The sequence below is a fragment of the Nocardioides sp. genome, assembly GCF_044226765.1.
In the GTDB taxonomy this organism is placed as follows: Bacteria; Actinomycetota; Actinomycetes; order Propionibacteriales; family Nocardioidaceae; genus Nocardioides.
In genome coordinates this window covers 165,204-184,625 of record NZ_JBGAGJ010000003.1, presented here as the reverse complement: position 1 = coordinate 184,625, position 19,422 = coordinate 165,204, and the positions used below count along the sequence as shown (strand labels likewise).

At 72.1% G+C, this 19,422-nt stretch carries 20 protein-coding genes; 13 read left to right on the top strand and 7 right to left on the bottom strand.

All coding sequences use genetic code 11. The annotated features are described in order from the left end of the window. Genes ACILRH_RS08505 through ACILRH_RS08495 form a run of 3 tightly spaced genes read left to right on the top strand, consistent with a single transcriptional unit; the run spans position 1 to position 3,339 of the window. Positions 1 to 882 carry a fumarylacetoacetate hydrolase family protein gene (locus ACILRH_RS08505; protein ID WP_395692383.1) on the top strand — a complete coding sequence of 294 codons (882 nt, stop codon included), beginning with the start codon at positions 1 to 3 and terminating at the stop codon, positions 880 to 882. After that, positions 883 to 2,382 carry an aldehyde dehydrogenase family protein gene (locus tag ACILRH_RS08500; protein WP_395692382.1) on the top strand — a complete coding sequence of 500 codons (1,500 nt, stop codon included), beginning with the start codon at positions 883 to 885 and terminating at the stop codon, positions 2,380 to 2,382. 24 nt (positions 2,383 to 2,406) lie between these two features. Further along, complete coding sequence (locus ACILRH_RS08495) at positions 2,407 to 3,339, top strand: TIGR03619 family F420-dependent LLM class oxidoreductase (protein ID WP_395692381.1); 933 nt, start codon at positions 2,407 to 2,409, stop codon at positions 3,337 to 3,339. Between the two features lie 69 nt (positions 3,340 to 3,408). Here ACILRH_RS08495 and ACILRH_RS08490 read toward each other — a convergent pair whose 3' ends face one another. Then, on the bottom strand, positions 3,409 to 4,935 hold the full coding sequence (locus ACILRH_RS08490; RefSeq protein ID WP_395692379.1) for an APC family permease: 1,527 nt from the start codon (positions 4,933 to 4,935) through the stop codon (positions 3,409 to 3,411). Positions 4,936 to 5,299: 364 nt separating this feature from the next. Here ACILRH_RS08490 and ACILRH_RS08485 point away from each other — a divergent pair, with 364 nt between their 5' ends. The 4 genes from ACILRH_RS08485 to ACILRH_RS08470 all read left to right on the top strand — a co-directional run bounded on the left by ACILRH_RS08485 (position 5,300) and on the right by ACILRH_RS08470 (position 8,971). Continuing rightward, on the top strand, positions 5,300 to 5,749 hold the full coding sequence (locus ACILRH_RS08485; RefSeq protein ID WP_395692378.1) for a hypothetical protein: 450 nt from the start codon (positions 5,300 to 5,302) through the stop codon (positions 5,747 to 5,749). 106 nt (positions 5,750 to 5,855) lie between these two features. Next, positions 5,856 to 6,041 carry a hypothetical protein gene (locus tag ACILRH_RS08480; protein WP_395692377.1) on the top strand — a complete coding sequence of 62 codons (186 nt, stop codon included), beginning with the start codon at positions 5,856 to 5,858 and terminating at the stop codon, positions 6,039 to 6,041. Positions 6,042 to 6,147: 106 nt separating this feature from the next. After that, complete coding sequence (locus ACILRH_RS08475) at positions 6,148 to 6,972, top strand: patatin-like phospholipase family protein (RefSeq protein ID WP_395692376.1); 825 nt, start codon at positions 6,148 to 6,150, stop codon at positions 6,970 to 6,972. 100 nt (positions 6,973 to 7,072) lie between these two features. Then, positions 7,073 to 8,971, top strand: a complete 1,899-nt coding sequence (locus tag ACILRH_RS08470; protein WP_395692375.1) for a SulP family inorganic anion transporter — start codon at positions 7,073 to 7,075, stop codon at positions 8,969 to 8,971. Here ACILRH_RS08470 and ACILRH_RS08465 read toward each other — a convergent pair. Next, positions 8,934 to 9,632: a class I SAM-dependent methyltransferase gene (locus ACILRH_RS08465; RefSeq protein WP_395692373.1), complete on the bottom strand. Its 699-nt coding sequence runs from the start codon at positions 9,630 to 9,632 to the stop codon at positions 8,934 to 8,936. The two genes, ACILRH_RS08470 and ACILRH_RS08465, sit on opposite strands and share 38 nt — an antisense overlap. A gap of 105 nt (positions 9,633 to 9,737) precedes the next feature. Here ACILRH_RS08465 and ACILRH_RS08460 point away from each other — a divergent pair, with 105 nt between their 5' ends. The 4 genes from ACILRH_RS08460 to ACILRH_RS08445 all read left to right on the top strand — a co-directional run bounded on the left by ACILRH_RS08460 (position 9,738) and on the right by ACILRH_RS08445 (position 12,810). Next, positions 9,738 to 10,313, top strand: coding sequence for a hypothetical protein (locus tag ACILRH_RS08460; RefSeq protein ID WP_395692371.1), 576 nt, complete (start codon positions 9,738 to 9,740; stop codon positions 10,311 to 10,313). 73 nt (positions 10,314 to 10,386) lie between these two features. Continuing rightward, entirely contained in the window at positions 10,387 to 11,016 is a 630-nt protein-coding gene (locus tag ACILRH_RS08455) for a class I SAM-dependent methyltransferase (RefSeq protein ID WP_395692369.1), read from the top strand. Between the two features lie 94 nt (positions 11,017 to 11,110). After that, the gene (locus tag ACILRH_RS08450) at positions 11,111 to 12,010 is read left to right on the top strand and encodes an ABC transporter ATP-binding protein (RefSeq protein WP_395692367.1); all 900 of its coding nucleotides are present in this window, start codon (positions 11,111 to 11,113) and stop codon (positions 12,008 to 12,010) included. Further along, positions 12,007 to 12,810 carry an ABC transporter permease subunit gene (locus ACILRH_RS08445; protein ID WP_395692365.1) on the top strand — a complete coding sequence of 268 codons (804 nt, stop codon included), beginning with the start codon at positions 12,007 to 12,009 and terminating at the stop codon, positions 12,808 to 12,810. The genes ACILRH_RS08450 and ACILRH_RS08445 overlap by 4 nt, the downstream gene beginning before the upstream one ends. Before the next feature lie 26 nt (positions 12,811 to 12,836). Here ACILRH_RS08445 and ACILRH_RS08440 read toward each other — a convergent pair whose 3' ends face one another. Both ACILRH_RS08440 and ACILRH_RS08435 read right to left on the bottom strand, forming a co-directional pair. After that, positions 12,837 to 13,496 carry a response regulator gene (locus ACILRH_RS08440; protein WP_395692363.1) on the bottom strand — a complete coding sequence of 220 codons (660 nt, stop codon included), beginning with the start codon at positions 13,494 to 13,496 and terminating at the stop codon, positions 12,837 to 12,839. After that, the gene (locus tag ACILRH_RS08435; RefSeq protein WP_395692361.1) at positions 13,493 to 14,632 is read right to left on the bottom strand and encodes a sensor histidine kinase; all 1,140 of its coding nucleotides are present in this window, start codon (positions 14,630 to 14,632) and stop codon (positions 13,493 to 13,495) included. Before ACILRH_RS08435 ends, ACILRH_RS08440 begins: the two co-directional genes overlap by 4 nt. Positions 14,633 to 14,795: 163 nt before the next feature. Between ACILRH_RS08435 and ACILRH_RS08430 the strand changes: the two genes are divergently transcribed. Continuing rightward, on the top strand, positions 14,796 to 15,275 hold the full coding sequence (locus ACILRH_RS08430) for a DUF6326 family protein (protein ID WP_395692359.1): 480 nt from the start codon (positions 14,796 to 14,798) through the stop codon (positions 15,273 to 15,275). Between the two features lie 449 nt (positions 15,276 to 15,724). Continuing rightward, on the top strand, positions 15,725 to 16,876 hold the full coding sequence (locus tag ACILRH_RS08425; protein WP_395692357.1) for a tyrosine-type recombinase/integrase: 1,152 nt from the start codon (positions 15,725 to 15,727) through the stop codon (positions 16,874 to 16,876). 171 nt (positions 16,877 to 17,047) lie between these two features. Here ACILRH_RS08425 and ACILRH_RS08420 read toward each other — a convergent pair whose 3' ends face one another. From ACILRH_RS08420 to ACILRH_RS08410, 3 genes are read right to left on the bottom strand one after another with little or no spacing between them, the layout of a single operon-like run. Then, positions 17,048 to 17,599, bottom strand: coding sequence for an NAD(P)H-dependent oxidoreductase (locus ACILRH_RS08420; protein ID WP_395692356.1), 552 nt, complete (start codon positions 17,597 to 17,599; stop codon positions 17,048 to 17,050). Between the two features lie 37 nt (positions 17,600 to 17,636). Then, a complete protein-coding gene (locus ACILRH_RS08415; RefSeq protein WP_395692354.1) occupies positions 17,637 to 18,524 on the bottom strand; it encodes an LLM class F420-dependent oxidoreductase in 888 nt (295 codons plus the stop codon). Further along, a complete protein-coding gene (locus tag ACILRH_RS08410; RefSeq protein ID WP_395692352.1) occupies positions 18,521 to 19,420 on the bottom strand; it encodes an SDR family oxidoreductase in 900 nt (299 codons plus the stop codon). Before ACILRH_RS08410 ends, ACILRH_RS08415 begins: the two co-directional genes overlap by 4 nt. Positions 19,421 to 19,422 lie beyond the last annotated feature (2 nt).

Sequence of the window (19,422 nt, the reverse complement as noted above, 5' to 3'; positions counted from 1 at the left end):
ATGACCGAGCTGCGCCGCATCCTGCTCGACGGCTCCGCCGTCCAGGTCGTCCGCCACGGGGACACCCTCGTGGCCGGTGACGGCCGCGAGGTGGCCGTCGACGACGCCATCCACCTGCCCCCGACCGAGCCGACCAAGATCATCGCGGTGCACCTGAACTACGCCAGCCGCACCGAGGAGTTCATGACCCGGCTGCCGGCGGCGCCGACGTACTTCCACAAGCCCGTGACGGCGCTGAACTCCCACCGCGGCGCGATCGTGCGCCCGGCCGGCTGCAGGTGGCTGAACTACGAGGGCGAGATCGTCATCGTGATCGGGCGCACCTGCCGCAACGTCTCGCCCGACGAGGCCGGCGACTACATCGCCGGCTACACGATCGGCAACGACTACGGCCTGCACGACTTCCGCGACACCGACGCCGGGTCGATGCTCCGGGTCAAGGGGTCGGACACGCTCGCGCCGGTCGGCCCGGGCCTGGTGACGGACTGGGACTTCCGCGGCAAGACGTTGCGCACGCTGGTGAACGGCGAGGTCAAGCAGGAGGCGTCGACCGACGAGATGGAGTGGGACATGCACTACCTCGTCGCCGACATCGCCCGCACGATCACGCTCAGCCCCGGCGACCTGCTCTTCTCCGGCACCCCGGCGAACTCGCGCCCGGTGCAGCCGGGCGACGTGGTCGAGGTCGAGGTCGACGGGCTCGGCCGCCTGACCAACCACGTCGTCACCGGTCCGACCCCGATCCGCACCGACGTCGGCGCCCAGCCGACCGAGAGCGAGGAGGTCGTCTCGACCGCGCTCGGCGGCGACTGGGAGTTCCGCGGCATCCGGACGCCCAGCAAGGACCTCTACCCGTCCACGGTCGAGGCGGAGGAGGACTGAGTGACCGCGACGTTCACCGAGGACGCCGGCCACTGGAGCCGTCTCGCCGCGTCGATCATCCTCCCCCAGCAGATGCTGGTGGGCGGCGAGGACGTGGCCGGCTCCGGCACCCTCCCGATCGTCTCCCCCCGCGACGGCCGCACCCTGGTCGAGGTGGCGACCGCGTCCGACGAGGACGTCGACCGGGCGGTCGCGGCGGCGCGCGCGGCGTTCGACGAGGGCCCGTGGCCGCGCCTGAAGCCCCGGCAGCGTGCCGAGGTGCTGCTGCGCTGGGCCGACCTGATCGAGGCCGACCGGGACACGATCGCGCTCCTGGTGTCGCTGGAGATGGGCAAGCCGATCCGCGACGCGTGGAGCATCGAGCTGCGCGCGCTCCTCACGACGATCCGCTTCTACGCCGAGCTGGCCGACAAGGAGGCGGGCGAGGTCCCCGCCGTCGGCGAGGACGACCTGGCGCTGGTCACGCGTGAGCCGACCGGCGTGGTCGCGGCCGTGGTGCCGTGGAACTTCCCGCTCACGCTCGCCGGCTGGAAGCTCGGGCCGGCGCTCGCCGTGGGCTGCACGGTCGTGCTCAAGCCGTCGGAGCTCTCGCCGCTGTCGGCGCTGCACGTCGCCTCCCTGGCCCGCGAGGCGGGCCTGCCACCCGGCGTCCTCAACGTCGTGAACGGCACCGGCATCACCGCCGGCAGAGCCCTCGGGCTGCACCCTGACGTCGACGTGCTCGCCTTCACCGGGTCGACCGAGGTGGGCCGCCACTTCCTGCGCTACGCCGCGGACTCGAACCTCAAGAGGGTCTGGCTGGAGCTCGGCGGCAAGTCCCCCAACATCGTCTTCGCCGACGCCCCCGACCTGGACGCCGCTGCGGAAGCGGCCGCCTGGGGCATCTGCTTCAACTCCGGTCAGATGTGCACCGCCGGGTCGCGCCTCCTCGTCGAGGAGGACATCGCCGACGACTTCACCCGCCTGGTCCTCGACAAGGCGGGCGGGTGGGTGGCGGCCGACCCGTTGGACCCGGCCACGCGGCTGGGGCCCGTCGTGAGCGAGGACCACCTGGCCCGGGTGCTCGGCCACGTCGAGCGTGCCCAGCACGCCGGTGCCCGGCTGCTGGCCGGCGGGTCCCGCACGCTCTCCGGCACCGGGGGCTCCTACGTCGAGCCGACCGTCCTCGACCGGGTCCGGCCCGACAGCGACCTGGCCCAGCAGGAGGTCTTCGGCCCCGTGCTCGCGGTCCTCCCGTTCCGCGACCGCGACGACGCGGTCCGCCTCGCCCGCGACACCAGCTACGGGCTGGCCGCCGCGGTCTGGACGTCCGACCTGCGCACCGCGCACCGGGTCTCCCGTGCCGTGCCGGCCGGGACCGTCTGGGTCAACTGCTACGAGGAGGGCGACCTGACGGTGCCCTTCGGCGGGATGAGGGCCAGCGGCAACGGGCGGGACAAGTCGCGCCACGCCCTGGAGAAGTACACCGAGCTGAAGACCACCTGGATCAGCCTCGGCTGATCCAGGAGCCTGTCGAGGAGCAGCATGGGCGACGTCCGCTGGTTGATGGTGCTGACCGAGAACGAGGCGATCCTCGACCCCCGGGACCTCGGCGGGCTGGTCGACCTCGCCGTGACCGCGGAGGCGCACGGCATCGACGCCGTGCAGCTGAGCGAGCACGTGGTCCTCGGCCGCGACTCGGGGGCCGCGGGGCCGATGCACAACCCGCGGGACTACGCGGCACCGGGCAACCAGTCCCCCGACTACCCCTGGCCCAGCAGCCTGGTCCTGATGTCGGCGATCGCCCGGGCCACGACGACGCTGCGGCTGGTGGCCGGCGCGGTGATCCTCCCGCTGCGCCACCCGCTGCTGCTGGCCAAGGAGCTCGGCACGCTCGACCTGCTCTCGGGGGGCCGGCTCGTGGTGCTGCCGACGGTGAGCTGGAGCCGCGACGAGTACGCCGCCCTCGGCGTCCCGTTCGGCGAGCGGGGCCGGATCCTCGACGAGCAGCTCGAGGTGCTCGCGAAGGCCTGGGGGCCCTACCCGATCAGCCACGACGGGCCGCGGTTCCCCTTCACCGACGTCTGGCTCGAGCCGGGCGCCGCCACCCCGCAGGGGCCGCCGCTGTGGTTCGGCGGCCAGGGCATGCCGCCGCACGTCGTACGCCGGATCGCCCGCTACGGCCGCGGCCTCGACCCGTTCGGGGCGCTGACCGACGAGGACCTCGCCCGGCTCGCGGCCGGGATGCAGGAGGTCGGCCGCGACCTCTCCGAGCTCGAGCTGGTCGGCGGCATCCGTGGCCGGTTCGACGGCCCGGACGCGGTCGCCGACGTCGACGAGGCGCTGGCGGACCTGCCGCGTCAGCTCGAGCAGGGGTTCACGACCGTCTCGTTCAAGCCGGCGATGTTCTGCCGCAGCGTCGACGAGGTGCCCGCGCTGTGCCGCCACCTCGTCGAGGCCGGACGCCGGCTCTCCTGAGCAGGCGGCGGGCCCCGGAGGAGTCCTCCGGGGCCCGCCGTACGCGCGCTCGTGTGACGACCTGGTGACTCAGGTGACGAGGTCCGCCACGGCGTCCTCGTTCTCCTCGCTGAGCCGCAGCTTGCCGACGATCGTGCCGACCACGAAGAGCACGAACGGCGCGAGCACCAGCGTCCAGCCGGTCGCGTTGAGACCCCAGGGCTGCGTCGTCGGGTCGACGCCGTCCTTCACCGTGCCGGCCAGCAGCGCGAACCGCGACATCAGCAGCCACAGCCCCACCAGCAGGCCGCCGATCGACAGCAGCGGCGCGAAGACCGACGCCCAGACCGATGCCTCGCCGCGGTGCCGGGAGAAGAACGCGATGACGGCGACCGAGACCAGGATCTCCACGAAGACGATGGCGATCACCGCGAGGCCGGAGAACCAGTAGAAGAGGTTGAGGACCGGGTCGCGGCCGGTGATCGCGAAGGTCGCGATGACCGCCAGCGAGATGACCGAGGTGACGACGGTCGCCGTCCACGGCGCACCCCGGCCGTTGACGCGGTCGAGCGACTGCGGCAGCACGCCGGCGCGGCCCATCGCGTAGAAGTAGCGTGCGGCGGAGTTCTGGAACGCCAGGAGGCCGGCGAAGAGCGACGAGATCACCAGCCAGCTCATCAGCTCCTTCATCCAGCCGCCGACGTAGGTGTCGGCGACGCTGAAGAGCACGTTCGCCGGGTTGGCCAGCGGCACCTTGTCGACGGTGGAGAGCTCGACGGTGCGGTCGATCACGGTCGACGCGCCCAGCCCGGTGACGATCGCGAAGGCGGTGAAGCCGAAGATCACGGTGATCGTGATGACCGCGAGGTACGTCGCGCGGGGCACGGTGCGGTGCGGGTCCTTGGACTCCTCGCCGTAGATCGCGGTGGCCTCGAAGCCGATGTAGGAGGCGAAGGCGAACGCCAGCGCGATGCCCGCCGTGCTGCTCAGGCCGCCGGAGAAGATGTTGGCGAAGGAGAAGGAGGCTCCCAGGTCGATGCCCTCGGGCTTGTCGGAGGAGAGCAGCACCGCGAAGGCGGTCACGACCAGCGAGAGCAGCTCGATCCCCATCAGGACACCGAGGACCTTGGCGCCGATGTCGACCGACAGGGCCGAGAGGCCGGTGACGACCGCCCAGGCGATCAGCGTCCAGACCCACCACTTCCACTCGATGCCGAAGCTGTCGGCCATCTGCCCGGTCACCACGCCGCCGAAGAAGCCGAACACGGCCAGCTGCACCGCGAGGTAGGCGACCAACGAGACGAACGCCGACCCGACGCCGGGGATGATGCCGAGCCCGCGCCCGACGAAGGCGAAGAAGGCACCGACGTTGGTCACCTTGGTCGCCATCGCGGCGTACCCGACGGAGAAGAGCAGCAGGATGATGCCCACGACGACGTAGGCGCCCGGTGCCGCGGCGCCGTTGCCGAGCACGATGGCCACCGGCACGGCGCCGGTCATGCCGACGAGCGGGGCCGCCGCGGCGACCACGAAGAAGACGATGCCCAGGATGCCGAGACGGCCGCGGTGCAGCGCGGTCTCGGGCGTCTCCTGGGGTGCTGGCTGGAGCTCGGTCATGTGGCTCTCCTGGACGGCCCGAGACGGCGGGTCAACGGCACAGCAGATCCGTTCGGATCCGAATGACTTTCGGTAGCGTGCCGCCCCCACCGTGTGATGTCAAGCACTTCGGCAGAACCGGCGCCTGCTGGGAGCAGCAGCCCGCGCGGCGTGCCCCCGCGGGTGGTCGGCCCGGTGACGTCATCCGACCTGGTCGCCCCCACAGCCACCCCGGATGACGTCCCGCCGCCCCCACGCAGTCGTCATCCGACCTGGTCGCCCGAGCAGCCGGACCGGATGACGTCCCGCCCGCCCCCCACGGCTCACCGATCGCGCCCGGCACGCCGCAGTCGACCGATCCGGCCAGGAGGGGGACGATGGGGTCATGCGCCACCTCCTCGCTGCCACCCTCCTGGCCGGCACCGTCCTGCTCGCCGGCTGCGGCGACGGCTCCGACTCGACGGCCACCGACCCCACCGGCCAGTCCTCGAGCCCGGCGCCGTCGTCCGCCTCCGCCTCGCCCTCCCCCACGTCGACGGTCGAGCCGGTCAGCATCCGCAAGACCTGCAAGGCGCTCTACTACACCCCGCACCAGTGGATGCAGCACGCGATCGCGGTGGTGCGCGGCAAGGAGTCGGACAAGGGCCCGACGGCCGCCGAGATCGTCGCGGGGCTGGCCGCCGTCAAGGCCGAGGCAGCGCCCCAGCTGGTGGACGACCTCGAGATCACCAGGGCGGGCGTGGCCGCCGCGGCCGCCGGGCAGGACGTCGACAAGACCGCGTTCTTCCAGGCCGGCAACCGGCTCGCCGACCACTGCGAGCTCTACCTCGACTGAGGCCCGGACCTGGGGCTGGCTCGCCGCGCCACACGGGTCGACCCGCGGGGGTGTGGTCCTCGGCGTTCGGGTACCGGGGACTCGACCGCGGCGAAAGGGCTCGGACATGACCACTCGGGACTCGGGCGGGCCGACTCCCGTCCAGAAGGCTCGCACCGTCGGACTGGTCCTGCTCGGCGCGATCTTCCTGGTGCTGGCGATCTTCTTCGTGATCACGCTGCTGGCGGGAGACCCCACCGATCACCTGCAGGAGCGCCAGCCGCAGCGTGAGGCGCCGAGCTCGACCCGTTGAGTGGGCCGGCCCGGGACCAATGGCGCGCGCGCACCGGGGACTACGGCCCTGACCGGGTGCGCGTCGGCGACCTCACGCTGAGGGTGGACCCACCTCAGGAGGTGTGATGGCCAAGCGCCACTCGCGTGCCGGAAACGTCGACGTCGACGGCCAGCCCGCGCTGCTCCAGCAGCGGCACCCGCTGGCGATGGTGTACGGCGGCGGCGGCGTCGTCGGCATCGCCTACACCGCCGGCGTCGCGGCCGGCCTGGTCGCCGCGGGCATCCCGGTGGCGGGTGCGCCCGCCCTGGGCACCTCGGCCGGCTCGTGGACCGCGTCGGCGCTGGCCCTCGGTCTCACCTACGACGACCTCGCCGACCTGCCCGTGCCCTCGGTGCCCGCCGTGCGCAACGGGGTCCTCGCCGAGATCGCCCGGATGGTCTTCGAGGAGTCGAGCCACCCGCTCGTGTCGGTCTCGGCCGTGTGCGTGCGGTCCCGGCGCCGACACATCCTCGACGGTGGCAAATATGCGCTCGCCGACCTGGTCGCCGCCTCGTCGGCCGTGCCCGGCCTGCTCCCGCCGCACCGGGTCGACGGGCGGCTCTACGTCGACGGCGGCATGTGGTCCGCCACGTCGGTCGACGCGGCCGAGGAGGCCGACCGGGTGATCGTCGTCGCGCCCCTGGCGGGCCGGGTGATGGGCCCGATGGGGCGCGTGGCCGGCGCCCTGCTGGACCGGGAGCTCGACCGGTGGCAGCAGCGCCACCCGGAGGCCGACATCCACATGATCCGGCCGAACCGGGAGATGTCGAAGATCGTCGGCGTCCGTCCCCTGGCCCTGTTCGACGTCGAACGGGCCCGGGCCGTCCACCCCCTGGCCTACGAGCAGGGCGTGCGGTGGGGCGAGCACATCCAGTCCACCGGGTCGTCCCGCCGCGAGAGCACCGGTTGACCAGGACCGGCTGGGAGCGGCCGGCCCGATCCACGCTTTCCCGACGCCGACCCGGCGGCGCCACTAGCCTGCGACGGACAGGTGGCGAAGGTGGACCGGCATGACGGACGGCGCGCAGGTCGGGGAGGGCCGCTCGTGGCGGCGGCTCCCGGTCGCGGTGTGGCTGCCCCGCTACCAGCGGGGCTGGCTGCGCGGTGACGCCGTCGCGGGCGCCGTGGTCGCCGCCCTCGCGGTCCCCCAGGCGCTCGGCTACGCATCGATCGCGGGCGCGCCGGTGCAGGTGGGGCTCTACTCGGTGCCGGTGGCGCTGGTCGTCTACGCGGTGCTCGGCTCGTCGCGACAGCTCGTCGTCGGGCCGGTGTCGACGGTCTCGGTGCTCACCGGCTCGTTCCTGGCGGGGTTCGGCGTCGCCGGGACGGCGCAGGCGGCGTCGTACGCCGCCGCGCTGGCCCTCGGGGCCGGACTCGTCCTGGTGCTGGCGGGGTTCCTCGGCGTCGGCTGGATGGCGGAGTTCCTCTCCAAGCCCATCGTCACCGGCTTCGTCCTCGGCCTGACGGTGCTGGTGATCCTGGGCGAGGTGCCGCACCTGCTCGGGGTGCCGACCCCGCAGGGCCAGGTCGTCGAGCGGATCGGCGCGCTCGGCTCCAGCGTCACCCACGGCAGCGCGGACTCCACCACGGTGCTCGTGTCGGGCGTCGCGCTGCTCCTGCTGTTCGGGGGTGAGCGGGTGGCGCCTCGCGTCCCGTGGGCGCTGGTCGTGCTGGTCCTCGGCCTGGTCGCCTCGTCCGCCCTCGACCTCGCCGCCGACGGCGTCGAGGTGGTCGGACCGGTGCCGCGGGGGCTGCCCACCCCCGGCGTCCCCTCGGTGGCGGCCGGCGACCTCGGCAGGCTGCTCACCGCAGGTGCCGCCCTGGCGCTGGTCGGTCTCGCCGAGGGGCTCAGCGCCGCCCGGCTGTTCGCCGGCCGCGGTCACTACCGCATCGACGCCGACCAGGAGCTGGTCGCGGCCGGCGCCGCCAATGTCGCGTGCGGGCTGTTCGGCGGCATCGGGGTGGCCGGCAGCCTCTCCAAGACCGCGGCGGCCGACGACGCCCGGAGCCGGAGCCAGGTGTCCGGCCTGGTGGCGGCGGTGCTCGCCGTCCTGGTCATCCTTGTCATCGCCCCCGTGCTGTCCGACCTGCCGCGGGCGGTGCTGAGCGCGATCGTGGTCAACGCCGTGTGGAGGCTGATGGACTGGGGCGCCCTGCGCCGCTACGCGCGGGTCCGCCGCAACGACGTGATGGCCGCCGTCATCGCGGCGACCGGCGTCCTCGTGCTCGGGCCGCTCGACGGCCTGCTCCTCGCCGTCGCCGCCTCGGTGGTCGGGCTGGTCTACCGGTCGAGCCGGGTCCACGTCGACGTGATGGGCAAGGTGCCGGACGAGAAGGCTGCGTGGGGGAGCCTGCACGACCACGCCGAGCGGCCGACGTACCCCGGCGTGCTCGTGCTGCGGGTGGACGCCCCGATGTTCTGGGTGACGGCGGCCCCCATCCAGGACACCGTGCTGAGCCGGGTCGAGGCCGTCCCGGGGACCCGGGTCCTGGTGCTCGATCTCGAGGCCACCAACCAGATGGACGTGACCAGCGCCGACGCGCTCTCGGACCTGCTCCGGACGCTGCGCGAGCGCGACGTCGACCTCTACCTGGTGCGGGTGATGTGGCCGGTGCGCCGGGCGCTGGCGCGCACCGGCTTCATGGCCGAGATCGGCGAGGACCACCTGTGGCACAGCATCTCCCAGGGGGTCCGCGAGGCACGTCGCGCGCACGGGCTGACCGACCTGCCGGCCGAGCCCGGAGTCCGCGGCGCCCCCCAGCCCCAGCTGCCGCGGCTCGAGCTCGACGTCGCCGAGGGCCCGGAGGAGGAGCAGGAGGTCGAGGAGCACATCGCCGCCCGCACGCCCGAGCCCGACCCCGGTAGGGACGTCAGACCGCCTCGAGGACGAAGAACAGGAAGCACATGAAGGACCGGCCGGGCTCCAGTCCCGGCGGGAGCAGGTCGGGAGGGGTGTCCGGGGCCGGCGGCGGCTCGCTCACGGTCCGGATGCGGAACCCCGCGGCCGCGAACGCGTCGGCCATGGCGTGCAGCGGCCGGTGCCAGAAGGTCAGCCAGACGACCTCGCCGTCGAACGTGTAGTCCTCGGAGTACCGCGTCACCGCGAAGTAGTCGCCGTCGGGATGGACGATCGCGTACGCCGCCGGGTGGTTGACCGAGACCAGGAGGCGACCCCCGGGCCGCACGACCCGGCGCAGCTCGGCCAGCGGCTGGGTCCAGTCCTCCAGGTAGTGCAGCACCAGGGACGCCACGACGTCGTCGAACTCCGCGTCGGCGAACGGCAGCCGCCCACCCAGGTCGGCGACGCGCAGGTCGACCTCCTCGCCCAGCCTGCGGCGGGCCAGCTCGACCATCGCCGGGCTCACGTCGAACCCCGAGACGACGGCACCGCGGTCGCGCAGCCCCTCCGTCAACGGGCCCGATCCGCACCCGGCGTCGAGCACCCGCCGGCCTGAGACGTCGCCGAGGAGGCCGAGCATCGCGGGTCGCTCGTAGTGGGCGTTGAAGAGCCCGGTCTCGTTCTCCGCCGCATAGGCGGCGGCGAAGCGGTCGTAGTCGGCGGTCGTCATCGTGGACTCTGTCCCGAGAGAGGCATGGTGACTTCCTACCAGGGGCACATCGCACGGCCTCCGCGCTGACCGACAGCGCGCCGTCTCTGGACTAGGCTCGGCGCCATGAGCGCGCGAGTCCACCCCCTGCTGTGGATCGTGGCCGCGACCGCTCTGGTGGCCGGGCTCCAGACCCCGGCCGCTGCTCCCGCAGCACCCGCCGGGCGCACGCTGCCACCCGCACCGGTGACCTGGAACGGTTGGCGGGGCGTCGGCTTCGGCACTCCGCTCGTGCGTGCTCACCAGAGGCTGGGTGGGACCCTCCACCTGGAGGCGAGCCCGTATGGCTGCGGGGACGTGCTGACCATGCCGCGAGCCCAGCTGGACGGCAACGTGTCACCGCGGCCACACCGGTTCGGCACCATCCTCGCGCGCGGGCCGCTGCGCTTCCCCCTGGGCATCCGCTCGGACATGACCCCCGACCGGATGACGGCACTGGTCGACCGCAGCGGGTTCCGACTCCACGTGAAGCGCGTCGACCCCTACGGCACTGGTGACTACGACTACCTCAACTGGGTGGTCGGGCCCAGCGGCCGCACGCTGTGGTTCGCCTACACCAGCGGTGACGACTCGGCGTACCGCATCGGCCTGTCGGCCACCAAGCGGGTGGCGATGGGCCAGCTGACGATGAACGGCTGCTGACCGCCCGCGGCCACCGTCCGCGCGCCCGGGCCCGTCCCTTCCGTGAGGTGAGCCGACCGCGGACAATGGGGCGGTGGGCCTCGCGCAGCAGTTCGGTCGTCCGTCCGGGCTGATCGGTGCCGTCGTGGGACGGGCGATGGCCCGGGGCAACGCGGCGCTCAGCCGGTGGGTGGTCGACCAGGCTGCTGCCGGTCACGACGACCCGGTCGAGCGCGTCGCCGAGCTCGGACCCGGCCCTGGAGTCGGCATGGAGGCCCTGCTCGCCCGGTTTCCGGATGCGCACGTCTGGGGCGTCGACATGTCACCGGTCATGCTGTCGCAGTCACGCAAGCGCAACCGGTCCGCGGTCACCGCCGGTCGGCTGACCCTCATCGAGGGCGGCGTGCCCGAGCTCGCCGCGAGCGCCCCGGCCGACCTCGTGATGGCGAACCACGTCCTGTACTTCTGGGCGGATCCCGTGGCCGAGCTGACCCGCATCCACGCGGTCCTGCGCCCCGGCGGTCTGCTGGCCCTGGGCTACCAGCTCCGGCACGACATGCCGGCGATGGCCCAACGGAAGTTCCCCGTCGCCGGACATCGCCTCTACGACGCCGAGGACGATGTGACCGGGCTCGCCGACGAGGCGGGCTTCGGCTCGGCGACCCAGATCGTCAAGGGTCCCGCGGACGCGCCCGGAGGTCGGGTGCTGCTGGCCGTCTCCTGACCCGAAGGAACGGGTCCGGCCCCGTACTTCCGGCCAGGCCAGGACCGACCACCGGACCGATGACCGCCCGGCGTCACGACGCGAGGGTGGGGCCATGATCACTGTCGACTCCCTGACCCGGAGGTACGACGGCATCACCGCCGTCGAGGACGTGTCCTTCACCGCTCTGCCCGGTCGGGTGACCGGGTTCCTCGGACCGAACGGCGCCGGCAAGTCCACCACGATGCGCGTGCTCGTCGGCCTGACCGCCCCGACGTCCGGCGCCGCGACCGTCAACGGAGCGCGGTTCGCCGAGCTCCCGAACCCGGGCCTCGAGGTGGGCGTGCTGCTGGACGCATCGGCGCAGCACGCCGGCCGCACCGGACGCGAGGTCCTCACGCTCGCCTCCGACACGATGGGCCTGCCCCGCTCCCGGGTCGACGAGATCATCGGGCTGGTGGGCCTGACGTCCGACGAGGCCGGGCGCCGGGTGCGCACGTACTCCCTCGGCATGCGACAGCGGCTGGGCATCGCGACCGCGCTCCTCGGAGACCCCGAGGTGCTGGTCCTCGACGAGCCCGCCAACGGGCTCGACCCAGCGGGGATCCGGTGGATGCGCGACCTGCTGAGGGGGTTCGCGGACCGTGGCGGCACCGTGCTGCTGTCCTCGCACCTGCTCCACGAGATCGAGGTCGTCGCCGACGACCTTGTCGTGATCGGCAAGGGACGGATCGTCGCGGCCGGCACCAAGGAGGAGCTGCTGGCCGCCGGGGGGACCCAGGCCCGGTCGACCTCGCCGCGCGACCTCGTCGACGCCCTCGCGCAGGCGGGTATCCCCAGCACGATCTCGGAGGACGGCGCGGTCCGCACCGACGCCGAACCCGCCCGGGTCGGGGCGGTCGCCCTGGCTGCGGGCCTCGCCCTCACCGAGCTCCGGTCCGCCGACGGCACCGGGCTCGAGGACCTGTTCCTGTCGCTCACCGCCGACAGCCGGCGCGACGGAGCTGCGGCATGACCGCCCTGACCGCGACCTCGCCCGCCACCACGACCCGTCGGTCTGCCCGGCCCATCCCCCTGACCCGGCTCGTGACGGTCGAGCTCCGCAAGATGTTCGACACGCGGTCGGGTCTCTGGCTGCTGGTCAGCATCGCGGTCCTGTCGGTCGTGGCGACCGGGGCGGTCGTCGTCCTCGCTCCCGACGACGCCGTCACCTACGAGACCTTCGCGGCGGCGATCGGCCTGCCGGTGTCGGTCCTCCTGCCGCTGCTCGCGATCCTCGCCGTCACGAGCGAGTGGAGCCAGCGCACGGGACTCACGACGTTCACGCTCGTCCCGAGCCGCGACCGCGTGATCGGCGCCAAGGCACTCGCGACCCTGGTGGTCGGGGTCGTCTCCATGACCGTCGCCCTGGCGGTGGGCGCCCTCGGCAACGTCACCGGTTCGGCGCTCGCCGGGGTCCACACCGTCTGGGACGTCTCGTGGTCCACCGTGCCCCAGGTCGTGCTCGGCAACCTCGTCGGCATGGCCGTCGGATTCACCCTCGCCGTCGGGCTGCGCAGCTCGCCCGCAGCGGTCGTGGGCTACTTCGTCGCCTCGTTCGTCGTCTCGGGCATCCTGGTCCTCCTGGCCCAGGTCCGCCCGGGGTTCGAGGACCTGCAGCCGTGGATCGACTGGAACGCCACGCAGGAGACACTGCTCGACGGCTCCACGGACACCGCGGAGGAGTGGGCGATGCTCGGCTCGACCACGCTGATCTGGATCGTCGTCCCGCTGGCCGTCGGCCTGCTGCTCCTGCGCCGCTCCGAGGTGCGGTAGCCACCCTCACGCCCACCGGCCCGATGTCAGCCGTCCGTCCTGACGCGTCTGGTGTCGTAGGCCCACATCGCGATCTCCACGCGGTTGCGGGCGCCGAGCTTGGCCATCAACGAGGCGACGTGGGTCTTGACGGTGCTCAGGCCGACGAAGAGCTCGGTGGCGATCTCGGCGTTGGTCCGGCCGCGCGCCACCAGCGCGAGGACCTCCTCCTCACGCTCGGTAAGCGGGACGACCGGCTGGACCGGCACCGCCGGCGCCTGGTCGGCGAACGTCGACAGCAGCCGGCGGGTGATGTTGGGCGCGATCAGCGCGTCCCCCGCGGCCGCCGCCTCGATGGCCTGCACCAGGAGCTCCGGCCCGGCGTCCTTCAGCAGGAAGCCGCGGGCACCGGCGCGCAGCGCCCCGAGGACGTACTCGTCCAGGTCGAAGGTGGTGATCACGACGACTGCCAGCGGGTCGGCCACGTCCGGCCCGGCCAGGCGCCGCGTCACCTCGACGCCGTCGAGGCCCGGCATCCGGATGTCGACGAGGAGGACGTCGGGACGCAGCCTGTTCGCGAGGTCGAGTGCGGTGAGCCCGTCCGCTGCCTCCCCCACGACCTCGAGGCCGGGTTGCGCACCGAGGATCATCACCAGCCCGGCGCGGACCAGGTCCTGGTCGTCGGCGACGACGACCCGGATGCTCATGCCGGCGTCTCCACGGGCAGCACTGCCTCGACCACCCAACCACCCGCGCGCCCCGGCCCCGCGATGAGCGACCCGCCGAGGAGCTGGGCGCGCTCGGTCATCCCCAGCAGGCCGAAGCCGGGCTCCGGGACCGGCCCCGGCTCGGTCCGTCCGTCGTCGATGACGCGCAGCCTGACGGCGTCACGCTCCCGGCGTACGTCGATCCGGATGCGCGTCGCGCCGCGGGCGTGCCGCAGGGCGTTGGTCAGCGACTCCTGCGCGAGCCGGTAGACCGCGGCATCCACGGGCGGTGCCAGCCGGGTCGACGAGCCGTCGACCGCGACCTCGACGGTGGGCGTCCCGTCGGCGCGGGCCAGGGCGGGCAGATCCGTGACACCCCGCTGCGGCGTGTAGGCGACGGCTTCCTCCTCCCGCAGCACCCGCACCATCGACCTCATCTCCGCCAGGGTCCGTGACGCCTCGGACTCGATCGCGGCCAGGACCTCGGCGGCCTTCTCGGGCTGGACCCCGGCGACGACCCCACCGGCCTGCGCCTGCACCGCGATCGCGGAGACGTGGTGGGCCACGATGTCGTGCAGCTCGCGCGCCAGCGCCACCCGCTCCTGGTTGCGGATCTCGCGCTGCTGGCGGTGCCAGAGGTCGGCGCGGTAGCGGAACACCGCCGCCAGGGCGACGACCAGCAGCAGCAACGCGACCCCGCCGAGGGCGTCCGCCCAGTCCGCTGCAGCGGCGTACATGCCCAGAGCGACCACGACGGCCACGAACGCCGATCCCGCGACGACCTCCCGGCCCGAGCCCCACCGCGCCAGCGAGTAGAGGAGGACCAGGACGACCATCATGGAGAGGAGTCCGAGGTCGTCGGTGTGTGCGGTCAGCTGGAGCACCGACAGCAGCCCGGCGACACCCCACCCGACCAGAGCAGCCGGCAACGGGTGGTCCCGACGCCAGAGCAGGGCCGGAGCCAGCGCCAGGGCGAGCACCGTCACGAGGGGTCTCCAGGCCAGGTCCGGCCGGAGGGCGCCCTCGGCCAGGGCAGCGACCGCGAACGCGCCCACCAGCAGCCAGTCGGCACGACCGACCGGCGGGGCGTCGGCAGGCCTCGGCTCCTGCCAGAGGGAGCGCCGCACACGGACCACGTCCTCAGCCTAGGGACCCTCGCGCCCCGGCGGACCCGCCGAAAGAACGAGACGGCGACCATCCCATCGGCCGGGCGACCTGCGGCCTCCGGGCCGATGTGCGCAGCGCCGCGCCCGGCGATCGTGGATGGGCCGATCCCCTACCACCACGACGGAGCCCCCGATGAGCACCAGCCGACCCGGCCCAGCACTGGACGACCAGCCGGTCCCGGTGCGGGTGAAGCTCGCCGCAGCGTGGACGAGCCTCACGTTGCTGTATGCCTACGTGGACATCCTCAACTTCTACACACCCGGCGTCGTCGCGGACATCCTCGACGGCAGGGTCTTCGAGTTCGACGTCTCCCAGACCTTCTCGACCGTAGCGCTGGCCCTGGTGGCCGTCCCGACCCTCATGGTCGTGCTCTCGGCGATGCTGCCGGCCCGGGCGAACCGGGTCACCAACCTGGTCGTGGCTGCTCTCTACGTCCCCGTCACGGCGTTCAACCTGTCGGGCGGGTCCTGGCTGGCCTTCTACGGCCTCGGCGTCGCGCTGGAGCTGGCCCTCCTCGCCGTCATCCTGCGCTGGGCCTGGACCTGGCCCCGCACGGCGCCGTCGCTGATGACCGCACCGGACCGCGCCGTGCCTGCCCAGCAGCCCGCGTGACGTCCGCCGGCGGGTTCGATCTGAGGATCATGTGCTCAGGGTCGTGTGCTCAGGGTCGTGTGCTCAGGGACGTGTGCTCAGGGACGTCAGGCGTCTGGAGCCGTCGGTGGCACCAGGCGCAGGACGTCCTGGGCAGATATCCGGTCGTGCCGTGCTGCGCGTCCAGCTGATGCCCACATGCGAGAGGCCCCCACCGTCAGACGGTGAGGGCCTCTTGCGATTTGTAGCGGGGGCAGGATTTGAACCTGCGACCTCTGGGTTATGAGTGCCGTGTCAGCCTCACACACTGCCTCACATTCCCCTCGACCCACGCCTTCTGTGAGCGTAAAGTCGCAGTTCACAGGCATATTCGGTTTCCGCGATCCTTCGCTGACCTTCGCCGACCTTCGGGGCAACGTTTGCGGACACCGTGCGGACATCAAGATTTGAAGCCCTTCCGGGAGGCACCGATGGCGTGGGTCAAGGAACGCATCACCGACGAGGGCGACAAGCGGTTCGTCGCCTGCTACCGCGACCCCGAAGGACGCCAACGCTCCGCCGGCACCTACTCCTCTCGCCGGGCCGCCGAACGCGCCGCCAACCGGGAGGAGGCCAAGGTCCGCGAAGGCGCCTGGCACGACCACTCCCGCGGCCAGGTCACCTTCGCCGAGTACGTCGAGACCGTATGGCTGCCCTCCAAGCACGTCGAGACCTCCACCCTCGCGGCGTACCGGTCCTACCTCGACAAGCACTTCATCCCCACCTTCGGGAAACGACCGATGGGCAAGATCCTGCCCTCAGAGATCCAACGCTGGGTCACTACCGCCACCGAGCACGGCCTCTCGGCCGCCAGCGTCCGCAAGTACCACACCATGCTGCACTCGGTCTTCGAACGCGCGCAGCGTGACCGGGTGGTCACCTTCAACCCCTGCGCCCACACCGAGTTACCAAAGGTGATCAAGAAGAAGGCCCGGACGCTCACGCCAGAGGAGTACGTCGCCATCCTGACTGCCCTCCCGGCCCAGCATCGGCTGATGATCGAGACCGCCATCAACACCGGCCTCCGCTGGGGCGAGCTCATCGCGCTGAAACCCCGCCATCTCGACCTCATCAAGCGCACGCTGAGCGTCGAAGAGACAGTCGTGGAGGTCTCGATCAAGAACTCCCCCACCGGCGCGCGGATGCTGACCAAGCCCTACCCCAAGGACAACGAGGCCCGCACGATGGCACTCCCGGCCGACCTCGTCGGCCAGCTGGCCGACTGGATCACCTCTCGGCGCCTCGGACCTGATGATCTGCTGTTCGCGACCCGCGAGGGCACCCCGATCTCACGGAACACCTTCCGCACCCGTGTGTGGCTGCCCGCCGTACGAGCATCCGCAGTCGACTTCGACGTCCGCGTCCACGACCTCCGCCACGCCCACGCCTCCTGGCTCCTCGCAGGCGGGTCCGATCTGAAATCGGTGATGGATCGCATGGGTCATGCGCAGATCACCACCACGCAGAAGTACCTGCATGCCCTGCCCGACGCCGATCAGAAGAACCTCGACGCCCTCAATCGCATCCGCGGCAGGGAGGCCCACCCCGACGGCGCAACCGGCGAGGAGGGGCAGGCGGACTGACGGGCGGATCCGCAGCCGCGCCACCGCCGAGCCAAGGCAGTGCTGGGCCTTCTCGGCGGGCAGGTTGGCCTCGGCGCCGCGCAGTTACGCCTCCCTGGTTCTGGGTGTGATCGGTTTCGCGGCCCTCGCAGCGTCATCGTGACGCGGGCGCGCGGTGATGCGGCGGGCGTCTCAGGCGGTGGCGCGGAGTTCTTCGCCGGCGAGGAGGTCTCGGTAGCGGGCGCCGTACTCTGCAAGCGCTGCCTCGTCGAGGTGGCGGACGCCGTGCACCACGAACGGCTCGGCGAGCGCTATGCCACACAGGTGCGCGGTGGCGTCGAGCGGGCGGAGCAGGTCGCTCATCGTGAACCTGTTGTAGCCGCTGGCCCGGTAGGACTCGTTCGGACCGCCAGTGGTGGTCACGACCTGCAGGGTCTTGCCGTGCAGCTTGGTGCCGCCTGCCCCGTAGGCGAAGCCGTAGAGCAGCACCTGGTCCATCCATTCCTTGAGGATGCCGGGGACGGAGTACCAGTACCAGGGGAACTGGAACACGACGGTGTCGTGCTCGACGAGCAGCGGCTGTTCCTCGGCAGCGTCGAAGCCGTCCGCTCGACGGACCGCGGCGAGGTCGCGGATGTGGACGCCTTCCAGGTCGCGGATGGCGTCGGTGAGTGCGCTGTTCACGCGGGACCCTGCGGGATCTGGGTGGGCGAGGAGCACGAGGGTGCTGGGCTTCCGAGACATGGCGCGTTCCTTTGTCGGTGCGGTTCCGGTGGTGCGGTCAGAGCTGGGAGAGGTGGGGTACGACGTGTTCGCCGAGAGACCTGACGAAGCCGACCGGGTCGCCTTGGAGCGGCATCACGTGCACCTCCTCGATTCCGACGTCCGCGAGTGCGCGCATCTCCTCGACGAACGCGGCGCCTCCGGCACGATCGGGTCCGACGAGGCCGTTGTAGAGAACGGTCTTACGGATCGCGTCGTAGGCCCGTCCCTCCTGGTCGCACCACTCGCGCAGGACGGCGAGCTTGTGTGCGACCTCGTCGGGACCGGCGCCTTGGCCGGCGAAGACGTTGCAGGCGTCGGCGTGCTTCGCCACGAGGCGGAGCGTCTTTCTCTCACCGCCGCCACCGACCATGATCGGCGGGTGGGGCTTGTGCAGCGGTTGCGGGGAGTTGATCGTCTCGGCGAGCTGGTAGTGCTTCCCGACGAAGGGGCCGTCGTCGTCGCTCCACATCTGACGCACGATCTGCAGGGTCTCCTCGAGCCGTTCGAACCGCTCGGACAGTGGCGGGAACGGTACGCCGAGGGCGCGGTGCTCCCGTTCGTACCAGGCCGCGCCGATGCCGAGGGCGGCACGCCCGCCGGAGACCACGTCGAGTGTGGAGACGATCTTGGCCAGCAGCCCCGGGTGGCGGTAAGTCACTCCCGTCATCAGGAGCTGGAGCTCGACCGTGGAGGTGTGCGCGGCGAGGAAGCCGAGGGCGGTGTAGCCCTCGAGCATCGGGTCGTTGGCCCCGGCGAGGAACTCGAGCTGGAAGTAGTGGTCCATGAACGACACGTTGTCCAGCCCTGCCTCCTCGACCGCCGTGCCGGTCGCGGCGAGGGTAGGGCCAATCGACTCGGGGCCGCCGGGCAGGGTGAAGTTCACCAGGTGAACGCCGAGCTTCATGTCTGATCCTTCGCGTCGAGCTGGGAGTTGTTGTCGTGCTGGATGCCTACGAGCGTGGAGCTGACCTCCCAGAGCCTGTGTGCCAGGTGGCGGTCGTAGCTGGCGTTCGATGACTTCTTCGCCTGCTGGTTGGCGAAGTAGGCACCGCTCACGCCGTCGACGTCGGGGGAGCTCGCCAGGTAGATCGGGGTCGCGGCCCCCTGGTCGGGGGTCTTCATGAAGGGCCGCACCAGGGGGAGCATCAGCCGCATCCATCGACCGCTGTCTTCGTGACCGAAGGAGGTGCGCACCACGCCGGGGTGCAGCACGTTCGCGGTCACGCCGGTGCCCTCGAGCCGGCGGGCCAGCTCGTAGGTGAACAGCACGTTCGCGAGCTTGGACTGGTTGTAGGCGCGCTGGCCGTTGTAGGACCGCTCGCCCTGCAGGTCGTCGAGGTCGATCCGCCCCATGGCCTGCGCCCCCGAAGACACGGTCACCGCCCGAGCGGGAGCGCTGGCGACGAGCAGGTCGTGCAGCTCGCGGGTGAGCAGGAACGGGGCGAGGTGGTTGAGCGCGAAGGTGTGCTCGAGGCCGTCCACGGTGACGTGCCGGTGCGCCCAGTAGCCGCCGACGTTGTTGACCAGCACGTCCAGACGCGAGTAGGTCGCCTTGACCTCAGCGGCCAGGCGCCGTACCTCGGCCTGGGCGGACAGGTCCGCCTCGAAGACGTCCACCTGCGCCGACGGCACCTTGCTTCGTACGGCGTCGGCCGCGGCCGCGCCGCGCGTGGCGGAGCGGCCCACGATCCCCACGCGGGCACCGAGGCCGGCGAGACCGGTGGCCGTGGCCAGCCCGATCCCGCCGGTGCCCCCGGTGACCAGCACGGTCTTGCCGCCCATGAGGTCGCGGGCGCTCATGG

What these genes read in the sequence shown, in the direction of transcription:
- ACILRH_RS08470 (WP_395692375.1), top strand. Translation starts at nt 7,073, where the DNA reads ATGACGGACGGCGCGCAGGTCGGGGAGGGCCGCTCGTGGCGGCGGCTC.
- ACILRH_RS08485 (WP_395692378.1), top strand. Translation starts at nt 5,300, where the DNA reads ATGCGCCACCTCCTCGCTGCCACCCTCCTGGCCGGCACCGTCCTGCTC.
- ACILRH_RS08450 (WP_395692367.1), top strand. Translation starts at nt 11,111, where the DNA reads ATGATCACTGTCGACTCCCTGACCCGGAGGTACGACGGCATCACCGCC.
- ACILRH_RS08440 (WP_395692363.1), bottom strand. Translation starts at nt 13,496, where the DNA reads ATGAGCATCCGGGTCGTCGTCGCCGACGACCAGGACCTGGTCCGCGCC.
- ACILRH_RS08465 (WP_395692373.1), bottom strand. Translation starts at nt 9,632, where the DNA reads ATGACGACCGCCGACTACGACCGCTTCGCCGCCGCCTATGCGGCGGAG.
- ACILRH_RS08460 (WP_395692371.1), top strand. Translation starts at nt 9,738, where the DNA reads ATGAGCGCGCGAGTCCACCCCCTGCTGTGGATCGTGGCCGCGACCGCT.
- ACILRH_RS08420 (WP_395692356.1), bottom strand. Translation starts at nt 17,599, where the DNA reads ATGTCTCGGAAGCCCAGCACCCTCGTGCTCCTCGCCCACCCAGATCCC.
- ACILRH_RS08410 (WP_395692352.1), bottom strand. Translation starts at nt 19,420, where the DNA reads ATGAGCGCCCGCGACCTCATGGGCGGCAAGACCGTGCTGGTCACCGGG.
- ACILRH_RS08425 (WP_395692357.1), top strand. Translation starts at nt 15,725, where the DNA reads ATGGCGTGGGTCAAGGAACGCATCACCGACGAGGGCGACAAGCGGTTC.
- ACILRH_RS08505 (WP_395692383.1), top strand. Translation starts at nt 1, where the DNA reads ATGACCGAGCTGCGCCGCATCCTGCTCGACGGCTCCGCCGTCCAGGTC.
- ACILRH_RS08415 (WP_395692354.1), bottom strand. Translation starts at nt 18,524, where the DNA reads ATGAAGCTCGGCGTTCACCTGGTGAACTTCACCCTGCCCGGCGGCCCC.
- ACILRH_RS08430 (WP_395692359.1), top strand. Translation starts at nt 14,796, where the DNA reads ATGAGCACCAGCCGACCCGGCCCAGCACTGGACGACCAGCCGGTCCCG.
- ACILRH_RS08445 (WP_395692365.1), top strand. Translation starts at nt 12,007, where the DNA reads ATGACCGCCCTGACCGCGACCTCGCCCGCCACCACGACCCGTCGGTCT.
- ACILRH_RS08495 (WP_395692381.1), top strand. Translation starts at nt 2,407, where the DNA reads ATGGGCGACGTCCGCTGGTTGATGGTGCTGACCGAGAACGAGGCGATC.
- ACILRH_RS08475 (WP_395692376.1), top strand. Translation starts at nt 6,148, where the DNA reads ATGGCCAAGCGCCACTCGCGTGCCGGAAACGTCGACGTCGACGGCCAG.
- ACILRH_RS08490 (WP_395692379.1), bottom strand. Translation starts at nt 4,935, where the DNA reads ATGACCGAGCTCCAGCCAGCACCCCAGGAGACGCCCGAGACCGCGCTG.
- ACILRH_RS08480 (WP_395692377.1), top strand. Translation starts at nt 5,856, where the DNA reads ATGACCACTCGGGACTCGGGCGGGCCGACTCCCGTCCAGAAGGCTCGC.